This window comes from Streptomyces sp. NPDC059564, assembly GCF_042735575.1.
In the GTDB taxonomy this organism is placed as follows: domain Bacteria; phylum Actinomycetota; class Actinomycetes; order Streptomycetales; family Streptomycetaceae; genus Streptomyces.
The window spans coordinates 1-18,963 of record NZ_JBHWBP010000136.1; the positions used below are offsets into that span (position 1 = coordinate 1).

The 18,963-nt window shown below is 70.7% G+C and carries 16 protein-coding genes and 5 tRNA genes; 10 read left to right on the plus strand and 11 right to left on the minus strand.

Annotated features, from left to right (window positions below; translation table 11 throughout):
- Nucleotides 1-54: 54 nt before the first annotated feature.
- From ACFV0Q_RS22455 to ACFV0Q_RS22500, 10 genes are all read right to left on the minus strand, one after another.
- Nucleotides 55-127 (minus strand) — tRNA-Glu (locus tag ACFV0Q_RS22455).
- Nucleotides 128-149: 22 nt separating this feature from the next.
- A tRNA-Gln gene (locus tag ACFV0Q_RS22460) sits at nucleotides 150-221 on the minus strand.
- Nucleotides 222-245: 24 nt separating this feature from the next.
- A tRNA-Glu gene (locus ACFV0Q_RS22465) sits at nucleotides 246-318 on the minus strand.
- Between the two features lie 64 nt (nucleotides 319-382).
- Nucleotides 383-455 (minus strand) — tRNA-Glu (locus ACFV0Q_RS22470).
- A 27-nt stretch (nucleotides 456-482) separates the two neighbouring features.
- Nucleotides 483-554, minus strand: a tRNA-Gln gene (locus tag ACFV0Q_RS22475).
- 87 nt (nucleotides 555-641) lie between these two features.
- Nucleotides 642-1,370 (minus strand): HAD family hydrolase, encoded by a 729-nt coding sequence (locus ACFV0Q_RS22480; RefSeq protein ID WP_385008010.1) that lies wholly within the window; start codon nucleotides 1,368-1,370, stop codon nucleotides 642-644.
- A gap of 10 nt (nucleotides 1,371-1,380) precedes the next feature.
- Nucleotides 1,381-2,052, minus strand: a complete 672-nt coding sequence (locus ACFV0Q_RS22485) for a DUF4241 domain-containing protein (RefSeq protein ID WP_385008031.1) — start codon at nucleotides 2,050-2,052, stop codon at nucleotides 1,381-1,383.
- Nucleotides 2,053-2,173: 121 nt separating this feature from the next.
- Nucleotides 2,174-3,649 carry a glutamate--tRNA ligase gene (gene gltX / locus ACFV0Q_RS22490; RefSeq protein ID WP_385008012.1) on the minus strand — a complete coding sequence of 492 codons (1,476 nt, stop codon included), beginning with the start codon at nucleotides 3,647-3,649 and terminating at the stop codon, nucleotides 2,174-2,176.
- The gene (locus tag ACFV0Q_RS22495) at nucleotides 3,642-4,430 is read right to left on the minus strand and encodes a fumarylacetoacetate hydrolase family protein (RefSeq protein ID WP_385008014.1); all 789 of its coding nucleotides are present in this window, start codon (nucleotides 4,428-4,430) and stop codon (nucleotides 3,642-3,644) included. The genes gltX and ACFV0Q_RS22495 overlap by 8 nt, the downstream gene beginning before the upstream one ends.
- 97 nt (nucleotides 4,431-4,527) lie before the next feature.
- Entirely contained in the window at nucleotides 4,528-4,716 is a 189-nt protein-coding gene (locus ACFV0Q_RS22500) for a hypothetical protein (protein ID WP_385008016.1), read from the minus strand.
- 579 nt (nucleotides 4,717-5,295) lie between these two features.
- Between ACFV0Q_RS22500 and ACFV0Q_RS22505 the strand changes: the two genes are divergently transcribed.
- The 9 genes from ACFV0Q_RS22505 to ACFV0Q_RS22545 all read left to right on the plus strand — a co-directional run bounded on the left by ACFV0Q_RS22505 (nucleotide 5,296) and on the right by ACFV0Q_RS22545 (nucleotide 16,668).
- Nucleotides 5,296-9,114: a nitrate- and nitrite sensing domain-containing protein gene (locus tag ACFV0Q_RS22505; protein ID WP_385008018.1), complete on the plus strand. Its 3,819-nt coding sequence runs from the start codon at nucleotides 5,296-5,298 to the stop codon at nucleotides 9,112-9,114.
- Nucleotides 9,115-9,123: 9 nt separating this feature from the next.
- A complete protein-coding gene (locus ACFV0Q_RS22510) occupies nucleotides 9,124-9,537 on the plus strand; it encodes a roadblock/LC7 domain-containing protein (protein ID WP_008739864.1) in 414 nt (137 codons plus the stop codon).
- 152 nt (nucleotides 9,538-9,689) lie between these two features.
- On the plus strand, nucleotides 9,690-10,082 hold the full coding sequence (locus ACFV0Q_RS22515) for a DUF742 domain-containing protein (RefSeq protein ID WP_351831676.1): 393 nt from the start codon (nucleotides 9,690-9,692) through the stop codon (nucleotides 10,080-10,082).
- Nucleotides 10,063-10,647 carry an ATP/GTP-binding protein gene (locus ACFV0Q_RS22520; RefSeq protein WP_266573764.1) on the plus strand — a complete coding sequence of 195 codons (585 nt, stop codon included), beginning with the start codon at nucleotides 10,063-10,065 and terminating at the stop codon, nucleotides 10,645-10,647. Before ACFV0Q_RS22515 ends, ACFV0Q_RS22520 begins: the two co-directional genes overlap by 20 nt.
- Before the next feature lie 292 nt (nucleotides 10,648-10,939).
- On the plus strand, nucleotides 10,940-14,122 hold the full coding sequence (locus tag ACFV0Q_RS22525) for a nitrate- and nitrite sensing domain-containing protein (protein WP_385008021.1): 3,183 nt from the start codon (nucleotides 10,940-10,942) through the stop codon (nucleotides 14,120-14,122).
- Nucleotides 14,123-14,132: 10 nt separating this feature from the next.
- The gene (locus tag ACFV0Q_RS22530; RefSeq protein ID WP_030037347.1) at nucleotides 14,133-14,546 is read left to right on the plus strand and encodes a roadblock/LC7 domain-containing protein; all 414 of its coding nucleotides are present in this window, start codon (nucleotides 14,133-14,135) and stop codon (nucleotides 14,544-14,546) included.
- A 93-nt stretch (nucleotides 14,547-14,639) separates the two neighbouring features.
- A complete protein-coding gene (locus ACFV0Q_RS22535) occupies nucleotides 14,640-15,200 on the plus strand; it encodes a DUF742 domain-containing protein (RefSeq protein WP_385008023.1) in 561 nt (186 codons plus the stop codon).
- On the plus strand, nucleotides 15,181-15,762 hold the full coding sequence (locus ACFV0Q_RS22540; RefSeq protein WP_079429940.1) for an ATP/GTP-binding protein: 582 nt from the start codon (nucleotides 15,181-15,183) through the stop codon (nucleotides 15,760-15,762). The genes ACFV0Q_RS22535 and ACFV0Q_RS22540 overlap by 20 nt, the downstream gene beginning before the upstream one ends.
- Nucleotides 15,763-15,915: 153 nt before the next feature.
- Nucleotides 15,916-16,668 (plus strand): class I SAM-dependent methyltransferase, encoded by a 753-nt coding sequence (locus tag ACFV0Q_RS22545; protein ID WP_385008025.1) that lies wholly within the window; start codon nucleotides 15,916-15,918, stop codon nucleotides 16,666-16,668.
- A 3-nt stretch (nucleotides 16,669-16,671) separates the two neighbouring features.
- Here ACFV0Q_RS22545 and ACFV0Q_RS22550 read toward each other — a convergent pair whose 3' ends face one another.
- A complete protein-coding gene (locus ACFV0Q_RS22550; protein ID WP_385008027.1) occupies nucleotides 16,672-17,760 on the minus strand; it encodes a glycosyltransferase in 1,089 nt (362 codons plus the stop codon).
- A 197-nt stretch (nucleotides 17,761-17,957) separates the two neighbouring features.
- On the opposite strand from ACFV0Q_RS22550, the gene ACFV0Q_RS22555 reads away from it, so the two are divergent.
- Nucleotides 17,958-18,914, plus strand: a complete 957-nt coding sequence (locus tag ACFV0Q_RS22555; protein WP_385008029.1) for a hypothetical protein — start codon at nucleotides 17,958-17,960, stop codon at nucleotides 18,912-18,914.
- Nucleotides 18,915-18,963 lie beyond the last annotated feature (49 nt).

Consider the following 18,963-nt stretch of genomic DNA (forward strand, 5'->3'; position numbering starts at 1 on the left):
CGGGCAACCGCGCCTCGGCCCTCCGCTTTTATGGGGGAGGGCCTCTTCTGTGCGTACCCCCGACCGGATTCGAACCGGCGCTACCGCCTTGAGAGGGCGGCGTGCTAGGCCGCTACACAACGGGGGCTAGCTGTTACTGCGGTACTACGCTGGGCTACCAGGACTCGAACCTAGAATAAGGGAACCAGAAACCCTCGTGTTGCCAATTACACTATAGCCCAAAGGTCTAGACCAGCTAGACACCGTACCCCCGACCGGATTCGAACCGGCGCTACCGCCTTGAGAGGGCGGCGTGCTAGGCCGCTACACAACGGGGGCCCTAGCGATCCTGCATCAAGACGTCCGGGAGCTACCCAAATGGAGATCTTGCGGGAAGGATCTGTACCCCCGACCGGATTCGAACCGGCGCTACCGCCTTGAGAGGGCGGCGTGCTAGGCCGCTACACAACGGGGGCAAAGCACTGCGTTACTTCTGCACTGCGCTGGGCTACCAGGACTCGAACCTAGAATAAGGGAACCAGAAACCCTCGTGTTGCCAATTACACTATAGCCCACCGAACTTCAACCCCTTGAGGGGCTTTCGTTTGGTTAGCGCCTCCGTGTCCGGCCTTTCGGCCCGCTCCGGCGGCGCAGAAAGAACATTACCGGATGCCTGACCGTGCTCCAAAACGGGTATCTGCGGCCAGCAGCTCCGGCAGCCGGTCGAGTCCGGCGATCCGGTGCACACCGGCCGGTCCCGGTCCGCGGCCGCCGTCGCGGTCGAGCCAGACCGCCTCCAGCCCCGCGTCACGGGCGCCGCGGGCGTCGATCTCCGGCTGGTCTCCGACGTACGCCACCTCGCCCGGGGGCAGCCCGAGCGCCTCGCAGGCGGCGAGGAAGGCGGCGGCGTCGGGCTTGCTGACGCCCAGTTCGGCGGCGCAGACCAGCACTTCGAAGCGGTCGCGCAGCCCGAGGTGACGCAGTTTGGGGTCCTGGTTGACGGTGGAGGAGTTGGAGAGCACGCCGTGCCGGTAGCCGTCGGCCAGGGCGTCCAGGGCGGGCACGACGTCCGGGAAGACGACCCAGGCGGCCTTGTAGTGCTCGACGTAGCGCTCGAACCAGGCGTCGGCCTGCTCCGCGCTCATCGCCGGCGCGTCGAGGAAGTCCCGTACCCGGTCCTGGCGCTGGCCCCGGAAGGTGGCCTCGCCGGCGGCGAAGCGGGCCCAGTGCAGCTCCGTGAACCGCCGCCACAGGGCCAGGGCCTCGGCCGGGGACCCGTAGCGCTCGCCGATGCCCTCGTCGGAGAGGTGCCGGGCGAGCCCCGCCGAGTCGGCACCCGTGTAGTCGAACAGGGTGTCGTCGATGTCCCACAGCACGGCGCGGATCGGCATACGGGCGAGCCTACGCCGGGTCGTCCCCGGGCGTGGGCACGACGAAGAAGTCGGTCACGAAACAGGTGACCCCGCCGTCCGCGTCCCGTCCGACCCAGGTCGGGTAGTGGCCGTCGCCCCAGCCGGAGCCGAAGGCCACGAGGTTGTGACCGTTCTCACCCGTGACCAGGTGCGGGCCGGGGCCGTGGCCCGCCTCCTCGAAGGCGTCCCAGAGGGGGCCCTCGTCGCCCTCGCACTCCGGGAAGGACTCGTCGGCGGCCACGTCGTAGAAGCAGCCGGTGCCCGCGTCCACCCCGTAGCCGAAGAACTCGTCCTCGCCGAGCGAGGAGGCGTCCTGGCCCGCGCGCAGGGCCGGCTCCCAGGTGACCGTCGCCGTGTCGCGGATCACCAGGCGGGCGGCGGCCGTACGCCGGTGCGGCGGGCCGCCGAGGTCCTCGCCGGGGTCGGTGAGGGTGGCTATCGCCGTCTCCGCGCGGTAGCGGCCGGGGGCCACGCGGGCGGTGAAGGGCTCGGCCTCTCCCCCGCCGAGGCCGATGAAGGGGTCGCAGGCGGTCACCTGGCCGCTGGGGAGCCACAACTCTCCGGCGAAGGCCACCGCGAGGGTGCCGGTCCGCCCGCTCTCGTAGGAGAAGGAGTGGCCCGGGGTGAAGTACCGGTCGAAGTCGGGGGCGGTCATCGGCATGGTGCGGCCTTCCACGGAGTGCGTGATCAACTGCAGGCACCCTAGGGCCCCGCACCGACAACGCGGCAACGCCGAACGGGGCGGCAGCCGGATCGGCTGCCGCCCCGTCGGGGAGTGCGGGTCAGGCGGCGAGCTTGGCCAGCGTCGCGTCGATGCGCGCCAGCGAGCGCTCCTTGCCCAGGATCTCCAGGGACTCGAAGAGCGGCAGGCCGACCGTGCGGCCGGTGACGGCCACGCGGACCGGGGCCTGCGCCTTGCCGAGCTTGAGGCCGTGGGCCTCGCCGGCGGTCAGGACGGCCTGCTTGAGCGACTCGGGGTCGCTCCAGTCGGCCGCGTCCAGGTTGGCGCGGGCGGTGGTCAGCAGGGCCGCGGGCTCGCCCTTCATGGCCTTGTCCCAGGACGCCTGGTCCTCGACCGGGTCCTTCAGGAAGAGGAAGTCGACGTTCGCGGTGATGTCCGACAGGACGGTCACGCGGGTCTGGGCGTGCGGCGCGATGCGCGCCCAGGCCTCGGCGTCGAAGTCCTCCGGCGCCCAGTTGGCGTGCGGGGCCGCGAGCCAGGGCGCGCAGGCGTCCGCGAAGGCCTTCGGGTCCAGGCGGCGGATGTGGTCGGCGTTGATCGCCTCGGCCTTCTTGAGGTCGAAGCGGGCCGGGTTGGCGTTGACGTCCGGGATGTCGAACTTCGCCACCATCTCCTCGATCGAGAAGATGTCCTGGTCCTTGGAGAAGGACCAGCCGAGGAGCGAGAGGTAGTTCAGCAGGCCCTCGGGGAGGAAGCCGCGCTCGCGGTAGAGGTTGAGCGAGGACTCCGGGTCGCGCTTGGAGAGCTTCTTGTTGCCCTCGCCCATGACGTACGGCAGGTGGCCGAACGCGGGGACGCCCTTGGCGACGCCGAGCTCCATCAGCGCCTTGTAGAGCGCGATCTGGCGCGGGGTGGAGGACAGCAGGTCCTCGCCGCGCAGCACGTGCGTGATCTCCATCAGCGCGTCGTCGACCGGGTTGACGAGCGTGTAGAGCGGGGCGCCGTTCGCGCGGACGATGCCGAAGTCCGGCACGTTCTCCGGGGTGAAGGAGAGCTCGCCGCGGACCAGGTCCGTGAAGGTGATCGTCTCGTCGGGCATCCGGAAGCGGACGATCGAGGTGCGGCCCTCGGCCTCGTACGCGGCCTTCTGCTCGGCGCTCAGGTCGCGGCAGTGGCCGTCGTAGCCGGAGGGCTTGCCGGCCGCGCGCGCGGCGTCGCGGCGCTGGTCGAGCTCCTCGGTGGTGCAGTAGCAGTGGTAGGCGTAGCCGCCGTCCTGGAGCCTCTGCGCGACGTCCGCGTAGATGTCCATGCGCTGGGACTGGCGGTACGGGGCGTGCGGGCCGCCCACCTCGGGACCCTCGTCCCAGGTGAAGCCGAGCCAGCGCAGCGAGTCGAGCAGCTGGACGTACGACTCCTCGGAGTCGCGCGCCGCGTCGGTGTCCTCGATGCGGAAGACGAACGTACCGCCGTGGTGGCGGGCGAACGCCCAGTTGAAGAGAGCCGTCCGGACCAGGCCCACGTGGGGGTTGCCAGTCGGGGAGGGACAGAAACGGACGCGGACGGGTGCGTTAGCCACGCTTGATCACCTTGTTGGTGAGAGTGCCGATGCCTTCGATGGTGACGGCGACCTCGTCGCCGACGTTGAGGGGGCCGACTCCGGCCGGGGTCCCCGTGAGGATGACGTCGCCCGGGAGCAGGGTCATGGCCTCGCTGATGTGCACGATCAGGTCCTCGACGGAGCGGACCATGTCGCTGGTGCGGCCGAGCTGGCGCTGTTCGCCGTTCACGGTGCACTGGATGGTCAGGTCGCTCGGGTCGAGGTCGGTCTCGATCCAGGGGCCGAGGGGGCAGGCGCTGTCGAAGCCCTTGGCCCGGGCCCACTGCTTCTCCCGCTGCTGGACGTCGCGGGCGGTGACGTCGTTGGCGCAGGTGTAGCCGAGGATCACGTCCTTGACGCGCTCCTTCGGGACCTCGCGGCACATGCGTCCGATGACCACGGCCAGCTCGGCCTCGTGGTGGACGTCCTGGGAGAAGGAGGGGTACGTGATCGGGTCGCCCGAGCCGACCACCGAGGTGGAGGGCTTGAAGAACGTGATCGGGGCGTCCGGGACCTCGTTGCCGAGCTCCGCCGCGTGCTCCGCGTAGTTGCGGCCCACGGCCACGACCTTGTTCGGGAGCACGGGCGGCAGCAGCCGGACCTTGCTCAGCGGGACCTTCGTGCCCGAGAGCTCGAAGTCCGCGAAGGGGATGCCCTTGATGATGTCGAGGACGAGCTCCGACTCGGCGCCGGGGGCGGCGTCGCCCTCGACCGCGCCGAAGGCTACGTTTCCGTCGATCGAGAACCTGGCGATGCGCACGTGTTGCGTCTGCCCCTCTGTATTTCCGCTGGCTGGAGTCTGCGGACTCCAGGCTAACGCGGTGGGCGGCGGCGCTCCGCGTCCCTGCGCGGTGCCGCTACTGCGCGGCGGCGGCGACCGGGGCGTCCATCAGGACGGTGCGGCGGGGGTTCGCGGTCTGGGCCGGCAGCTCGACGGAGTGCTCCGGGGTCGCCGGTGCCGCCTGCAGTTCCTCGGCGTCCTTGAGGTGCACGAGGGTGGTGCGGCGGGGGTTGGCTATGTTGCGGAACATCATCGTCGTCTTCATCGGAGTTTCGGGCCCTCGGCTCGCTCGTGGGGTGACGGTTGTCTGATGCGCCGGGTGTGGCGCCAACCCTTTAAAGGGCAAGGCTAAACATCTGAATCCCCGGCTGAACCGGGAAGTAATGGCCATGGCCGTGTGAGTTTGCTCACCAATGCCGGGGCATTCCGGGCATAATGGTCAGTCAATTCCATGCACCGAAACGGACATTGCGCCACTGAATGAGCCATTCCGCTCCTGATCATCAGGACTGGGACACCTTGCCAGGCGCAAGCTTTGATTGGCGTAAGTCCGATTCATCCCGATAGTGGTTCCACATCGCGTAGCCCTTCCATCACAAGCCGTGACGGGCTCGCCGGGGCGACACGCGCACCTTGTTGGAGATCCCCCACTGTGCTGGAATTCGCGGGACCGCCGCGGGAATCAGCCGGCGCGCAGGTGGCGCGAGACAGCGCCGAGCGCGGTGGCAAGGAGAGGGAGACGCGCCGGTCACCGACGACCACCATGGGGCCGTCAGTGCCCCACGACTCGACACCGTCCCGCCGGTCGCCCGGTGGGACGCCTGGTCCAGAGGTTGCGACGCTAGTGCAGGGACGATTCAAGAGGGATGGCAAGGGGTCTCCCCAGGCCCGCCAGGGCCGTGGGGAAGCTGCGGCGGAGCAGGAGCCGCGCGGCGGGACCGACCGTGGCGCCTCGCCCCAGCACGCCCAGAACCGCGGGCCGGCTGTCGAAGGAGCGGGCCCCGACACCTCCGCCTCGGCGAAGGCGAAGGGTCGCGGGAAGCCCGGCAAGGCGGTCAAGCCCGCCCGGACCAAGGGCAAGAGCGAGCTCGCCGAAACCGACACGGCGATACCGAAGCCCCCCGGGCCCGGTTCCCGTCTGGCCATGCAGAACTGGCGCATCAGCACGCGACTGGTGTCGCTGCTGACGCTGCCGGTCGTCGCCGCCACCACGCTCGGTGGCTTCCGCATCAACGACTCGCTGAACGACATCGCCCAGCTGGAGCACATGCAGCTGCTGACGACGATGACCCGGCAGGCCACCAACCTGGCCGCCATGCTCCAGGAGGAGCGGGACAAGTCGGCCGGTCCGATGTCGATCGCCAAGGACGGCAAGACCAACAGCCTCGTCCAGGGCGTCCGCGACCAGACCGACTCCGCCGCCCGGGCCTTCACTGCCGCGACCGACAAGGTCGACAACGCGCAGGACAAGGACGAGACCCTCAAGTCGATCCGCAACAACATCCTGCAGATCGGCCGCCAGCTCACCGGCATCGAGGACATCCGCAAGAAGGCGTACCAGAACGGCGCCCAGCAGACCGTCACCGAGTACAACGCGCTGATCGTCTCGCTGCTCTCGCTCTCGCAGGACATGGCCCAGGCCACCTCCAGCCCCGAGATGATCAAGCGTACCCGCGCCCTCGCGGCCTTCTCCTCGGCCAAGGAGTACGCCTCCATCCAGCGCGCGATCATCGCCGCCTCGCTCCCTGAGAGCGGTGACAAGCCGGGCAAGCTGGAGGAGAACGACCGCCTCTACGCGCTCTCCGCGCTCCGCGGCGAGAGCCAGCAGAAGAAGACCTTCGAACTCGTCTACCAGGGCAAGCCCGAGGAGCTCCTCGCGGCGCTCGGCGACGGCAACACGGAGATCGGCAGCGCCGACCACTACGCCCGCCGCGTGCTCAGCACCCAGGGGCAGTTCGGCAAGGAGAAGAACCGGTCCTGGATGGACTGGTACGACGCCGACGACACCAAGCTCCAGGCGATGAAGGTCATCGAGCTCACCCTGCTCGAGGACATGGAGCAGAAGGCCCGCGAGCTCAAGAACGAGTCGCAGCAGGACGCCATCATCAACGGTGCCCTGATCCTCCTCGTCCTCGGCGTCTCGCTCGTCGGCGCCTTCATCATGGCCCGGTCCATGATCCGCTCGCTGCGCCGCCTGCAGGACACCGCGACGCGCGTCGCCCAGGACCGTCTGCCCGAGCTCGTCAAGCAGCTCTCGGAGTCGGACCCGCAGGACGTCGACACCTCCGTGGAGTCCGTCGGTCTGCACACCCGCGACGAGATCGGCCAGGTGGCCGCGGCGTTCGACGACGTGCACCGCGAGGCCGTCCGCCTCGCCGCCGAGCAGGCCCTCCTGCGAGGCAACGTCAACGCGATGTTCACCAACCTCTCGCGCCGTTCGCAGGGCCTCATCCAGCGTCAGCTCTCGCTCATCTCCGAGCTGGAGTCGCGCGAGGCCGACCCGGACCAGCTGTCCTCGCTCTTCAAGCTCGACCACCTCGCGACCCGCATGCGCCGTAACGGCGAAAACCTCCTCGTCCTCGCGGGCGAGGAGCCGGGCCGCCGGTGGACCCGCCCCGTCCCGCTCGTCGACGTGCTCCGTGCCGCGGCGTCCGAGGTGGAGCAGTACGAGCGCATCGAACTCTCGTCGGTGCCCGGCACCGACGTCGCCGGCCGCGTCGTCAACGACCTCGTGCACCTGCTCGCCGAGCTGCTGGAGAACGCCACCTCGTTCTCCTCCCCGCAGACCAAGGTCAAGGTCACCGGTCACGCGCTGCCCGACGGGCGCGTGCTGGTCGAGATCCACGACACCGGCATCGGCCTCTCCCCCGAGGACCTCGCCGCGATCAACGAGCGGCTCGCGTCGCCGCCGACCGTGGACGTCTCCGTCTCCCGCCGCATGGGCCTGTTCGTGGTCGGCCGCCTGTCCCTGCGACACGGCATCCGCATCCAGCTGCGCCCCTCCGACTCGGGCGGTACGACGGCCCTCGTCATGCTGCCGGTGGACGTCGCCCAGGGCGGCAAGAAGCCGGGTCCGGTGCCGGGCCAGGGCGGTCCGGGTGCGCCTTCGGGCGGTCAGGGCGGTCAGGGTGCTCCCGGTGGGCAGGCTTCCGTGGCCGGCGCTCCGGCCCGTCCTCCCGTGGGCGCCGGCCAGCAGCGCGGTCAGGTCTCCGGCGGCGCCCAGCGTGCCGCCCTGCCGGGGCGTGACGGCGCGCCGGGCCAGCAGCGTCCGCAGCAGGGCGGCCCGGGGCAGCGTCCCCAGGGCGGTCCCGGCGGGGCGACGGGGCAGGCGCAGGGCCAGGGTGCCTTCGGCGGCGGTGCTCCGCTGCCCGCCCGCGGCCAGGGCGGTCCCACGGGCGGCCAGGGCGGCCTCCTCGGTGGCGGCCCGCAGTCCCGGCCGGCCGGGATGCCTCCGGCGTCCGGTCCCGGCGGGTTCCCGCAGGGCAACGGCTTCGAGCGGCCGCAGCAGCCGGGTCAGCCGCAGCCGGGTCAGTACGGCCAGCAGGGCCAGCCGGGGCAGCAGTCGCAGCCCCAGCAGGCCCAGCAGCAGTCCGCCCCGCAGCAGTCCGCCCCGCAGGCCCCGGTCCAGCGCCGGCGCCCGCAGCTGCCGCCGCGCGACGGCGGCGCCCGCCCGGCGCTCCCGGCCACGGGCACCTCCCCCGCCGGGCTCCCGCAGGCCACGAGCTGGGGTGCGGGCCAGGGCGGTCACGAGGTCCCGCGCGGCCACGACGAGCTGTCGGGCCCCGGCTCCACGGCCGAGTTCGCCCGTCCGGACTTCAACGCCCCGCCCCCGCAGGCCACCGGCCCGAACCCGGCCAACAGCACGACCGGCCAGTTCGAGCGCCCGCAGCTGGGCGGCCCGGCGGACCCGTCCGCCACCGGCCAGTTCGAGCGCCCGCAGCTGGGCGGCCCGCTGGACCCCGCTTCGACCGGCCAGTTCGCCCGCCCGGGCGGCCCCGGTGTCGGCGGCTACGGCGAGCAGCAGCGGCCCCAGGGCCAGCAGCAGGGCGGTTACGCCCCGGCCCAGCGCCCCGAGGCTCCTCGGCTGCCGCAGGCGCACCAGCCGGAGGCCCTGCCGCCGGCCCCGTCGCACGGCACCGGCGAGGTCCGCAGCCCGATCTTCGACTCGCTGGAGTCGAACTGGTTCCACCAGGAGGCGCAGCAGTCCTCCGGTCAGGCACCGGCCGTACCCCAGCAGCCCCAGCAGTCCGCCCCGCAGCAGTCCGCCACCCCGGCGGCTCCGCAGCAGCAGCTGCCGCAGCGCGGCCAGGAGCTCGCGGCCGAGCCCGCCACGGCGGTCACCGGCAGCACGCCGACGGTCAGCTGGCGCTCCTCCCCCAACGACGAGCTGGGGCGGCAGGCCGAGCGCGTGCGCCAGCCCGCCGCCGGCGGCATCACCACCTCGGGGCTCCCCCGCCGGGTGCCGCGGGCGAACCTCGTGGCAGGGACCGCGCAGCAGCAGGCCGAGGCCCAGGCGGGCCCGCAGGTATCGCGCGCCCCGGACGACGTCCGCGGCCGTCTCACCAACCTCCGACGCGGTATCCAGCAGGGGCGACAGGCCGGCACCACCGGCCCCGCGACCGGCAGTTACCACATCGACCCCACTTACCAGCAGGAGCGATAGTTGAGTTCGATGAGCCAGGCGGCACAGAACCTGAACTGGTTGATCACCAACTTCGTGGACAACACCCCAGGGGTGTCCCACACCGTGGTGGTCTCCGCCGACGGACTCCTTCTGGCCATGTCCGAAGGGTTCCCCCGTGACCGGGCCGATCAGCTGGCGGCCGTGGCCTCCGGTCTGACCTCACTGACCGCCGGGGCCTCCCGGATCTTCGAGGGCGGCGCCGTCAACCAGACCGTGGTGGAGATGGACCGGGGATTCCTCTTCCTCATGTCCGTCTCCGACGGATCCTCCCTCGCCGTGCTCGCACACCCCGAATGCGACATCGGCCTCGTCGGCTACGAGATGGCCCTCCTCGTGGACCGTGCCGGCAGCGTCCTCACCCCGGACCTGCGCGCGGAACTGCAGGGAAGCCTGCTCATCTGACTCGCCACCCCCCGGCCGGACGGTACTTCCGGCCGGGGGCCCGGGACCCCGCACCCGGAACCCAGTACCCCCGCCAGGCCGTCATCACGTCCCCCCCACCGGCCGCCCCGTCAGACGGCACGCTGACCACTGCTGTCCAGCCCGGAGGATCAATGACCCCGCCCCCCGCCTACCCCGATGCGTACGGAGATGCGTACTCGGAAGGCGACCAGCCGCTGGTGCGTCCGTACGCGATGACCGGCGGCCGTACCCGGCCGCGCTACCAGCTCGCCATAGAGGCGCTGGTCAGCACCACGGCCGATCCGATGCACCTGTCCACACTCCTGCCGGAGCACCAGCGCATCTGCACCTTGTGCCGTGAGGTGAAGTCGGTCGCGGAGGTCTCCGCACTTCTGTCGATGCCGCTCGGTGTCGCCCGGATCCTCGTCGCCGACCTGGCGGAGGCCGGAATGGTGGCCATCCACCAGCCGGGCAATGGAGAGGCCGGCGGAACGCCGGATGTAACGCTGCTCGAGAGGGTTCTCAGTGGACTTCGCAAGCTCTGACGGCGGAGCGGCTCCTCGCTCCACCACCTCCGCGAAGATCGTGGTGGCGGGCGGCTTCGGCGTGGGCAAGACCACGTTCGTCGGCGCGGTCTCCGAGATCAACCCGCTGCGGACCGAGGCCGTCATGACGTCCGCGAGCGCGGGCATCGACGACCTCACCCACACCGGTGACAAGACGACCACCACGGTCGCCATGGACTTCGGCCGCATCACCCTGGACCAGGACCTGATCCTGTACCTCTTCGGTACGCCCGGTCAGGACCGCTTCTGGTTCATGTGGGACGACCTGGTCCGCGGCGCCATCGGCGCCATCGTGCTGGTCGACACCCGGCGTCTCGCGGACTGCTTCCCCGCCGTGGACTACTTCGAGAACAGCGGCCTGCCGTTCGTCGTGGCGCTCAACGGTTTCGAGGGACACCAGCCGTACACGCCGGAGGAGGTCCGCGAGGCCCTCCAGATCGGACCCGACGCTCCGATCATCACCACCGACGCCCGCCACCGCGCGGACGCCAAGAGCGCGCTCATCACGCTCGTCGAGCACGCGCTGATGGCGCGGCTCAAGTAGCACGGCTTCCGCGTGAACGCGCCGGGGCGGGCTGTGTCATCGGACACGGCCCGCCTCTGTCGTTCATAACGTTTCGACAGAGAATTGAGGCGAGTTGGGCACAGCGTGCGTTCGGCCGGTGCCGCAGCGCGCACAACTGGCCCTATTTTTGCCGCCGCTCGCTCTTTATGTCCGGTTTATGTGGGTCATATGGCTCCGTGAATGGCCGGTTTCAACTGTTTGGAACACGGCCGTTGGCCATGCTGGAATTCAACGAACTAGCTAGTAGCACCGCCGAGAGGTTGTTGGTCGAGTGAGGCGAAGCATCGCAAGCCCCGCGGATGAACCCGCGCGCGGCAACTTCACCCCGCCGCCGAGAGCGGCCGCGTCGCCCGTCGACGTGCCCGTGGAGGCGCCCGCGAGCGGCGGCAGCACCAGCAAGCTCTCGCCGCGCAACTGGCGCGTGCCGACCCGTCTGAACGCCATCCTCCTCGTACCCGTCCTCGTCGGACTGGTCATGGGCGGCTTCCAGGTGAAGGGTTCGGTCGACAGCTGGAACGAGGCCAAGGACGCCGAGAAGACCGCCCGGATCGTCCAGGCCGCGGCCGAATACGGCCAGGCCCTCCTCAACGAGCGCGACCTGACGGCCGAACCGCTCCTCAAGGGCGACCGCACCAACGAAGCCGTGACGAAGGCCTACGCGGCCACCGACTCGGCCAAGGCCAAGTTCGCCGAGGCCGTCAAGAGCCTGCCGGAGAACCAGGGTCTGGAGCGCCGCCTGAAGCTCTTCCGCCAGGAGGAGCCCAAGCTGGAGCAGGTCCGCAAGACGGCCTACGCCGTTCCGGAGACCCCGAAGAAGAACCTCCCCGCCGCGGCCGGCCCCATCCCGACCGAAGAGGGGTACGTGCTGGTCCAGCACTACCTCATGCAGTTCTCCAACGAACTGGGCCTCGGCACCGGAAACGTCACCAGCTACGGCCGCATGGTCTACGCGGTCGAGCTGGCCAAGGCCGCGAACTCGCTCCAGCGCTCCGTCGGCACGCACCTGCTGGTGCGCCCGAGCGAGGACGAGAACGTCCGCAAGGCCCAGCTCGTCGCCTTCTCCTCCTACGCCTACCTCGAAGAGATAGCCATCGGCGAGTACGTCGCCGCCGGCACCGACGAGGACACCAACCGGCTCAAGGAGGTCATGGGCAAGAAGTCCCAGGAGGGGGCCGCCAAGCTCGCGGCGGCCAAGACGGCCGCCGAGCAGTCCGGCAGCACCACCTTCAAGGCCCCGCCCGTGGTCAACGGCTCCGCGCTCACCGGCATGACCGAGGCGATAGCCAGCGGCGAGAAGCCCGCCAAGCTCGCCCTGAACGGCACCACCGCCCCGGCCTGGCAGGCCGCCGCCACCGCGAAGTTCGACGGCTACGCCGAGATCGAGAAGGACCTCCTCGCCAAGGCCGTCGAGGACGCCGTCGCGGTGTCCGACAAGTCCCGCGGCGACGCCATCCTGACCGGCGCCATCGTGGTCGTGGCCCTGCTCGCCGCGTTCATCCTGGCCGGCATGATGGCCCGCCAGATGAGCCGCGCGATGCGCCGGCTGCGCTCCGCCGCCTTCGACGTCGCCGAGCAGCGCCTGCCGATGCTCGTCGACCAGCTCTCGCGCACCGACCCGGGCAAGGTCGACACCCGTGTCGCGCCGATCCCGATCAATTCCCAGGACGAGATCGGCGAGGTCGCCCGCGCCTTCGACCAGGTCCACCGGGAAGCGGTCCGGCTCGCCGCCGAGCAGGCGCTCCTGCGAGGGAACGTCAACGCGATCTTCACGAACCTCTCCATGCGCAACCAGTCGCTGATCGAGGGCCAGTTGACCCTCATCACCGACCTGGAGAACAACGAGGCGGACCCGGACCAGCTGGAGAACCTCTTCCGCCTGGACCACCTCGCCACCCGTATGCGCCGCAACGGCGAGAACCTCCTCATCCTCGCGGGTGAGAACCCGGGCCGCCGCTGGGACCAGCCGGTCCCCCTCGTCGACGTGCTGCGCGCCGCCTCCTCCGAGGTGGAGCAGTACGAGCGCATCGAGCTCTCGGGCGTCTCCGAGGCCGAGATCCACGGCCAGGCCGTGACCGACCTCGTGCACCTGCTCGCCGAGCTGCTGGAGAACGCCACCACGTTCTCCTCCCCGCAGACCAAGGTCCGCGTCAACGCCACCCGTCTGCCCGACGGCCGCGTGATGGTCGAGATCCACGACAAGGGCATCGGCCTCACCGCCGAGGACTTCGCGGACATCAACCACAAGCTGGCCAACCCGCCGACCGTGGACGCCGCGATCTCGCAGCGCATGGGTCTGTTCGTGGTCGGCCGACTGGCGGACCGCCACAGCATCCGCGTCCAGCTGCGCCCCTCGGGCGAGGCCGCGGGCACCACCTCGCTGGTGATGCTCCCCGACGCCATCACCCACGGTGGCGGTGGCGAGGGCATACCGGACGACGACTTCACGGTCTCCTCGATCATTCCGCAGCAGCAGATCCAGCAGGCCGCCCCGCTGCGGACGGCCGCCGAGCTCGGCTTCGACGACTCGCGCTACGACGCCCAGGGCGGGCAGGGCGCCGGTGAGCCGCCGCTCGACCCGGTCGTGCGGTCGCTGGGCCGCGAGGAGCGCCGGGCCCAGCTGGAGGCGCAGCTCGGCTTCCCGCAGGAGCAGCCCGGCCAGGAGTATCCGGAACCCCAGCCGGAGCACGGGTACCAGCCGTACCAGGGCTACGAGCAGCAGTCGGGGCCCGGTTACGAACCCTCGTACGAGAACGCCCCGCAGCAGCAGGCCTACGAGCCGTACCCGGAGCAGGGTTATTCCTATACGGAAGACGGCTACCCGGAACAGCAGCAGCCCGTTCAGGCGTACGACGGCGGTTACGAGGAGCAGTCCCCGCAGGCAGAATGGCCCGAGCAGAACACTTTCCCGGGCTCCTACCAGCAGGACTACGGGACCGAATCGGAATCCCCGGTCGCTCCCGAACCGGCCCGGGAACGCGTAGGCTTCGACCGTCCGGGCGCCGCTGCCGACACCGGTCACAAGATGACCGGAGCGGGCCTGCCGCGACGCGGCAGCCAGCAGCAGTGGCAGCCGGCGCAGCAGGAAGCGGAGTCCTCAGGATCTCTCTTCGAGCAGCGGCCGCAGCGTCAGCAGCAGCCCGCTGAGGCGGAGCGGGCGCCGGAGGAAGCAGAAGGCACAGCGGCCTGGCGTTCGCGCAACGACGAGCGCTGGCAGCAGGCCGGCAAGCTCCGTGAGCCGAAGGCGGGCGGGGTCACCCCGTCCGGTCTCCCTCGGCGGGTGCCCAAGGCCAACCTGGTCGAGGGCGCTGCGGAGACGACCCCGCAGGGCGGCCCCCAGGTCTCCCGCGCACCGGAGGACGTCCGTGGCAGGTTGAGCAACCTGCGACGCGGTGTCCAGCAGGGACGCAGCGCGGGTTCCGAGCAGTCAAGTAACAGCTATGACCAGGAGCGTTAGTGTGAGCCCGATGAGCCAGGCGGCACAGAACCTGAACTGGTTGATCACCAATTTCGTGGACAACACCCCAGGGGTGTCGCACACGGTGGTGGTCTCCGCCGACGGCCTTCTTCTGGCGATGTCCGACGGATTCCCGCGCGACCGCGCCGATCAGCTGGCGGCCGTGGCCTCCGGTCTGACGTCGCTGACCGCCGGAGCCTCCCGCATCTTCGAGGGTGGCGCCGTCAACCAGACCGTGGTGGAGATGGACCGGGGATTCCTTTTCCTCATGTCCGTCTCCGACGGATCCTCGCTCGCGGTGCTCGCGCACCCCGAGTGCGACATCGGCCTCGTGGGCTACGAGATGGCCCTCCTCGTGGACCGTGCCGGCAGCGTCCTCACCCCGGACCTGCGCGCGGAACTGCAGGGAAGCCTTCTCAACTAACAGACAGGCCGTGTGTTTCGCGTCATCGCACCGTAGGGTGCGGTGGCGCGGTTCCACAGGGAGTACTGCGTTCTTGGAGTCGGAGGAGGAGACGTGACAACACCCGGAGGACATCCTTATGGCGGCGCGCAGCAGCCGCAGGGTGGGCACGACCAGAACCGCTTCAACTTCCCCTCTGCTCCCAGCCGGCCGATGCCGGAGCAGCACAATCCTTACCAGCAGCAGCCGTACGGTCAGCCCCAGCAGCCCCAGCACCACCAGATGCCTCCGCAGCAGCCTCCGCGCGCCGCGCGGCAGCCGGCGCCGAAGGCCCACAACCCGCTGGTGCGTCCGTACGCGATGACCGGCGGCCGTACGCGGCCGCGTTACCAGCTCGCCATCGAGGCGCTGGTCAGTACCACGGCCGATCCCGCGCGTCTGCAAGGGCAGTTGCCCGAGCACCAGCGCATCTGCCGTCTGTGCCAGGAGATCAAATCCGTCGCGGAGATCTCGGCACTTCTCTCCATTCCTCTTGGTGTCGCCCGCATCCTCGTCGCCGACCTGGCGGAGGCGGGCCTTGTCGCCATTCACCAGCCCGGCGGCGACGAGTCTGCCGGCGGCCAGCCAGATGTGACACTGCTCGAAAGGGTGCTCAGTGGACTTCGCAAGCTCTAACGGCGGAGCGGCTCGCTCCACCACCTCCGCGAAGATCGTGGTGGCGGGCGGCTTCGGCGTGGGCAAGACCACGTTCGTCGGCGCGGTCTCCGAGATCAACCCGCTGCGCACCGAAGCCGTGATGACCAGTGCCTCGGCCGGCATCGACGACCTCACCCACACCGGTGACAAGACGACCACCACGGTCGCCATGGACTTCGGCCGCATCACGCTGGACCAGGACCTGATCCTGTACCTCTTCGGTACGCCCGGTCAGGACCGCTTCTGGTTCATGTGGGACGACCTGGTCCGCGGCGCCATCGGTGCCGTGGTCCTCGTCGACACGCGGCGTCTCGCGGACTGCTTCCCGGCCGTGGACTACTTCGAGAACAGCGGCCTGCCGTTCGTGATCGCCCTGAACGGCTTCGACGGCCACCAGCCGTACACGCCGGAGGAGGTCCGCGAGGCCCTCCAGATCGGACCCGACGCTCCGATCATCACCACCGACGCCCGCCACCGCGGGGACGCCAAGAGCGCGCTCATCACCCTGGTCGAGCACGCCCTGATGGCCCGCCTGCGCTAGCGGCCGCCCACGCCTTCACGCCGAACGCCGGGAACCCTTCACGGGCTCCCGGCGTTCGGCGTTTCCCCCGCGCGTGGCACGTCCTGGCGCGGGGTCCGTTGTGGGATCGTCTGGTCCACCGGATTGGCGAGGGTGAGTCTCGAGGTGATGGGCATGTCCGTGTCCCGCGACGACGCGTACGGGGCCTGGTTCTACGAAAGCCAGCAGGACGGCTCGGCGCGGTCCGCCGAGCGCGTGCTGCCGATGGTGTTCGATCTGGTCCGTCCGTCCAGCGTGGTCGACCTGGGCTGCGGTACGGGCTCCTGGCTGGCCGCCGCCCGGGCGCTGGGGGTGGAGACGGTCCTCGGGATCGACGGGGACTGGGTCACCGACGACGCCCTGCGCATCCCGCCCGAGTCCTTCCTGCGGCGGGACCTCTCGGCCCCGCTGGACCTCGACGGCCGCCGGTTCGACCTCGCCATGTCCCTGGAGGCGGCCGAGCACCTGGACCCGGACCGCGCCGGACCGCTGGTCGCCGGACTCTGCGCCCTGTCCGACGTGGTGCTCTTCTCGGCCGCGATCCCCGGGCAGACGGGCAGCGACCACCGCAACGAGCAGTGGCCCGGCTACTGGCGCGACCACTTCGGCCGGTGGGGCTACGAACTGGTCGACTGCCTGCGCACCCGCCTGTGGGACGACCCGGAGATCGAACCCTGGTACGCGCAGAACGCGTTCCTGTACGTGAGCGCGGAGCGCCTCGCGGGCGACGAGCGCCTGCGCGAGGCGGCGGCGGAGACGGGGCGCATGCCGCTGTGCGCGGTGCACCCCGGGCTGCTGGCCCTGTTCTCGAAGCCCTTCGCCCCGGAGGTGCCCGCACCGCCCGTACGGCGCCCCGCGCCCCTGCGTTTCACCCCGTCCGCGCGGTAGGCGTCAGGCCTGGGCCGGCACCGGGAGCCGCTGGAGGGCGAAGCCCCGGTTGAGCAGGGTCTGGCGGCGGTAGGGAGCGGGCAGGTCCGGCAGGGCGAGGAGCCGGTCGCAGGCCTGGAGGGAGGCCTCCAGGTCCCCGACCCAGTACGCGGTGATGGAGTACTCGAACAGCAGCCCCCAGCGGTAGACCCAAGGCTGTACGAACAGGACGTCGTCCGGCGCCGGCCGGTCCAGGCAGGCCCGGGCGATGGTGTGGGCCGACTGGTACCGGCCGAGCAGCCGCAGTCGCGAGACCAGTTCGTAGCAGGCCTCCAGCCGCTCCGGGCGCGCCTCCCAGGCCCGGTTGAGGGCGTCCATCGCGGCGGGCCAGTCGGCGGGGGCCCCGCTGTCGCCGTGCAGGGTGCCGACCTGGAGGAGGGACTGGTACACCTCCTCCACCCAGCCGCCCATGGCCGCCCGCCGCTCGTACAGGCGGATGGCCTCGGCGCGTTCTCCCATGTCGCGCATGGTCTGGGCGAGGTAGAAGACGGTCCGGCCGTTGTCCGGGTCCCGTTCCAGCTCGGCGCCGAGCAGCCGGGCGTCGCGTTCGAACTTGTCGTGCTTGGAGCCGCCGTCGCCGTGGTCCTCGATGACGAGGGCGTCCAGGTGGGCGACGGGTTCCGTGAGGTCGCAGGTGATGTACTCGTGGGTGACCCCCTCGTACCGCCACGGCAGCCTTCCGCTCACCAGGCGCTTGATGCGGTACTCGGTGTCGCCCTCGTGGCGGAGCATGTACGAACCGGCCGCCAGGGGCGGCAGCGGCGCGTCCGCGCGCAGGACCAGGTCCGCGTCGAGGAGGAGCAGGTAGTCGGCCTTGCCGCGGGCGTGGGCGATGTTGAGGCTGCGGTTGTGGCCGAAGTCGACCCAGGGTTCCTCGTGGAGTTCGCCCGGGATCCCCGCCAGCGCGGTCCGGATCAGCTGCTGGGTGCCGTCGGTGGAGCCGGTGTCGGAGATGACCCAGGTGTCGATGTGGTCGCGTACCGAGGCCAGGCAGCGCTCGATGACGGCGGACTCGTTCTTCACGATCATGCAGAGGCAGATGGTGGGTTTCACGGCCGGACCTTACGGAGCCCCGCGCCGGTGCGCGCCGCAGCACGCCGGGGGCTGACCCGGGCGGGTGTGCGGGCTGGGCCGAACCGCTGACCGGCGGGCGCGTCGTACGCCGCCGTCCGGGAGGCGCTCCTAAGTATGACTGCGGACACCGGACCGTTCCGGTGATCATCCGAACAGGTAATCCGAAGGAGCGGCACATGCGTCCCGACGACAGGACCAGATCCACCCTGGGCCCGCTGCCCAGACGAGCCGGCTGGCTGACCGGTGGAGCCTTCGCCTCTCTCGCGCTCGTACTGGCGGGAATCGCCTCGCCCGCCGTCGCGGCGCCCGGGGCGAACGCGCTGGGCGGTGGGGACTGCGAGACGACCAAGTCCCGGCCCAAGGCGGCGCCGTCCGGCGGGCACGACGACGACTGCCGCGGCCCGGAGGGCCCGAGGGGCCCCCGAGGCCCGAAGGGCAAACCGGGCCCTCCCGGCCCCACGGGGCCGACTGGGCCGACGGGCGCGACCGGAGCCACGGGCTCAACGGGGGCCACCGGAGCGACGGGGGCTACGGGGGCCACCGGAGCAACGGGCGCGACCGGAGCCACCGGTGCGACGGGCGCGACGGGTGCGACCGGAGCCACAGGTGCCACAGGTGCCACCGGAGCGACGGGTGCCACCGGAGCGACGGGTGCCACCGGAGCCACAGGCGCCACCGGTGCGACGGGCACCAGTGGGTGCGGCAACGACATCGGCTCCATCCTCTCCAACAGCACGGAGGAGTTCAGCGTCTTCCTGATCAACGGGGTTGCGTACGGGGGTCACCGGGACGACCCCCAGACGGGGAACTACAAGCGGGAAGACCTCACCACGACCGCGCAGAACCCCGGCTACCCCGACCCCGCCACCGTCTGCAGCGCCACCGTCTCGTCCCTGGGCCAGGTGACGAACTTCAAGGTGATGACCACGTCCGGGGCCGTGTACGAGCTCCAGTGCGCCTCCAACGGGACGACCCTCGACTGCGGCACTCCCGCCACCAACCTGAAACCCTGGAACCTGGTCACCATCCAACCGGTGGCCAGCGGACCGTTCCTGAGGAACGCGGCGCCCAAGGAACCCGGCTCCGCGGACACGGCGGGCAAGGGACTCCCGAAGAGCGACAAGCGGCGCTGACGCCGCCGGGATCCCGCTGAAGTGTGCCGTGCCCGGAACGTCCCGGCAC

Excerpts from the sequence above, each read along its gene's own strand:
- ACFV0Q_RS22480 (WP_385008010.1), bottom strand. The coding sequence starts at position 1,370 with ATGCCGATCCGCGCCGTGCTGTGGGACATCGACGACACCCTGTTCGAC.
- ACFV0Q_RS22485 (WP_385008031.1), bottom strand. The coding sequence starts at position 2,052 with ATGCCGATGACCGCCCCCGACTTCGACCGGTACTTCACCCCGGGCCAC.
- ACFV0Q_RS22500 (WP_385008016.1), bottom strand. The coding sequence starts at position 4,716 with ATGAAGACGACGATGATGTTCCGCAACATAGCCAACCCCCGCCGCACC.
- ACFV0Q_RS22510 (WP_008739864.1), top strand. The coding sequence starts at position 9,124 with ATGAGCCAGGCGGCACAGAACCTGAACTGGTTGATCACCAACTTCGTG.
- ACFV0Q_RS22515 (WP_351831676.1), top strand. The coding sequence starts at position 9,690 with ATGACCCCGCCCCCCGCCTACCCCGATGCGTACGGAGATGCGTACTCG.
- ACFV0Q_RS22530 (WP_030037347.1), top strand. The coding sequence starts at position 14,133 with ATGAGCCAGGCGGCACAGAACCTGAACTGGTTGATCACCAATTTCGTG.
- ACFV0Q_RS22545 (WP_385008025.1), top strand. The coding sequence starts at position 15,916 with ATGTCCGTGTCCCGCGACGACGCGTACGGGGCCTGGTTCTACGAAAGC.
- ACFV0Q_RS22555 (WP_385008029.1), top strand. The coding sequence starts at position 17,958 with ATGCGTCCCGACGACAGGACCAGATCCACCCTGGGCCCGCTGCCCAGA.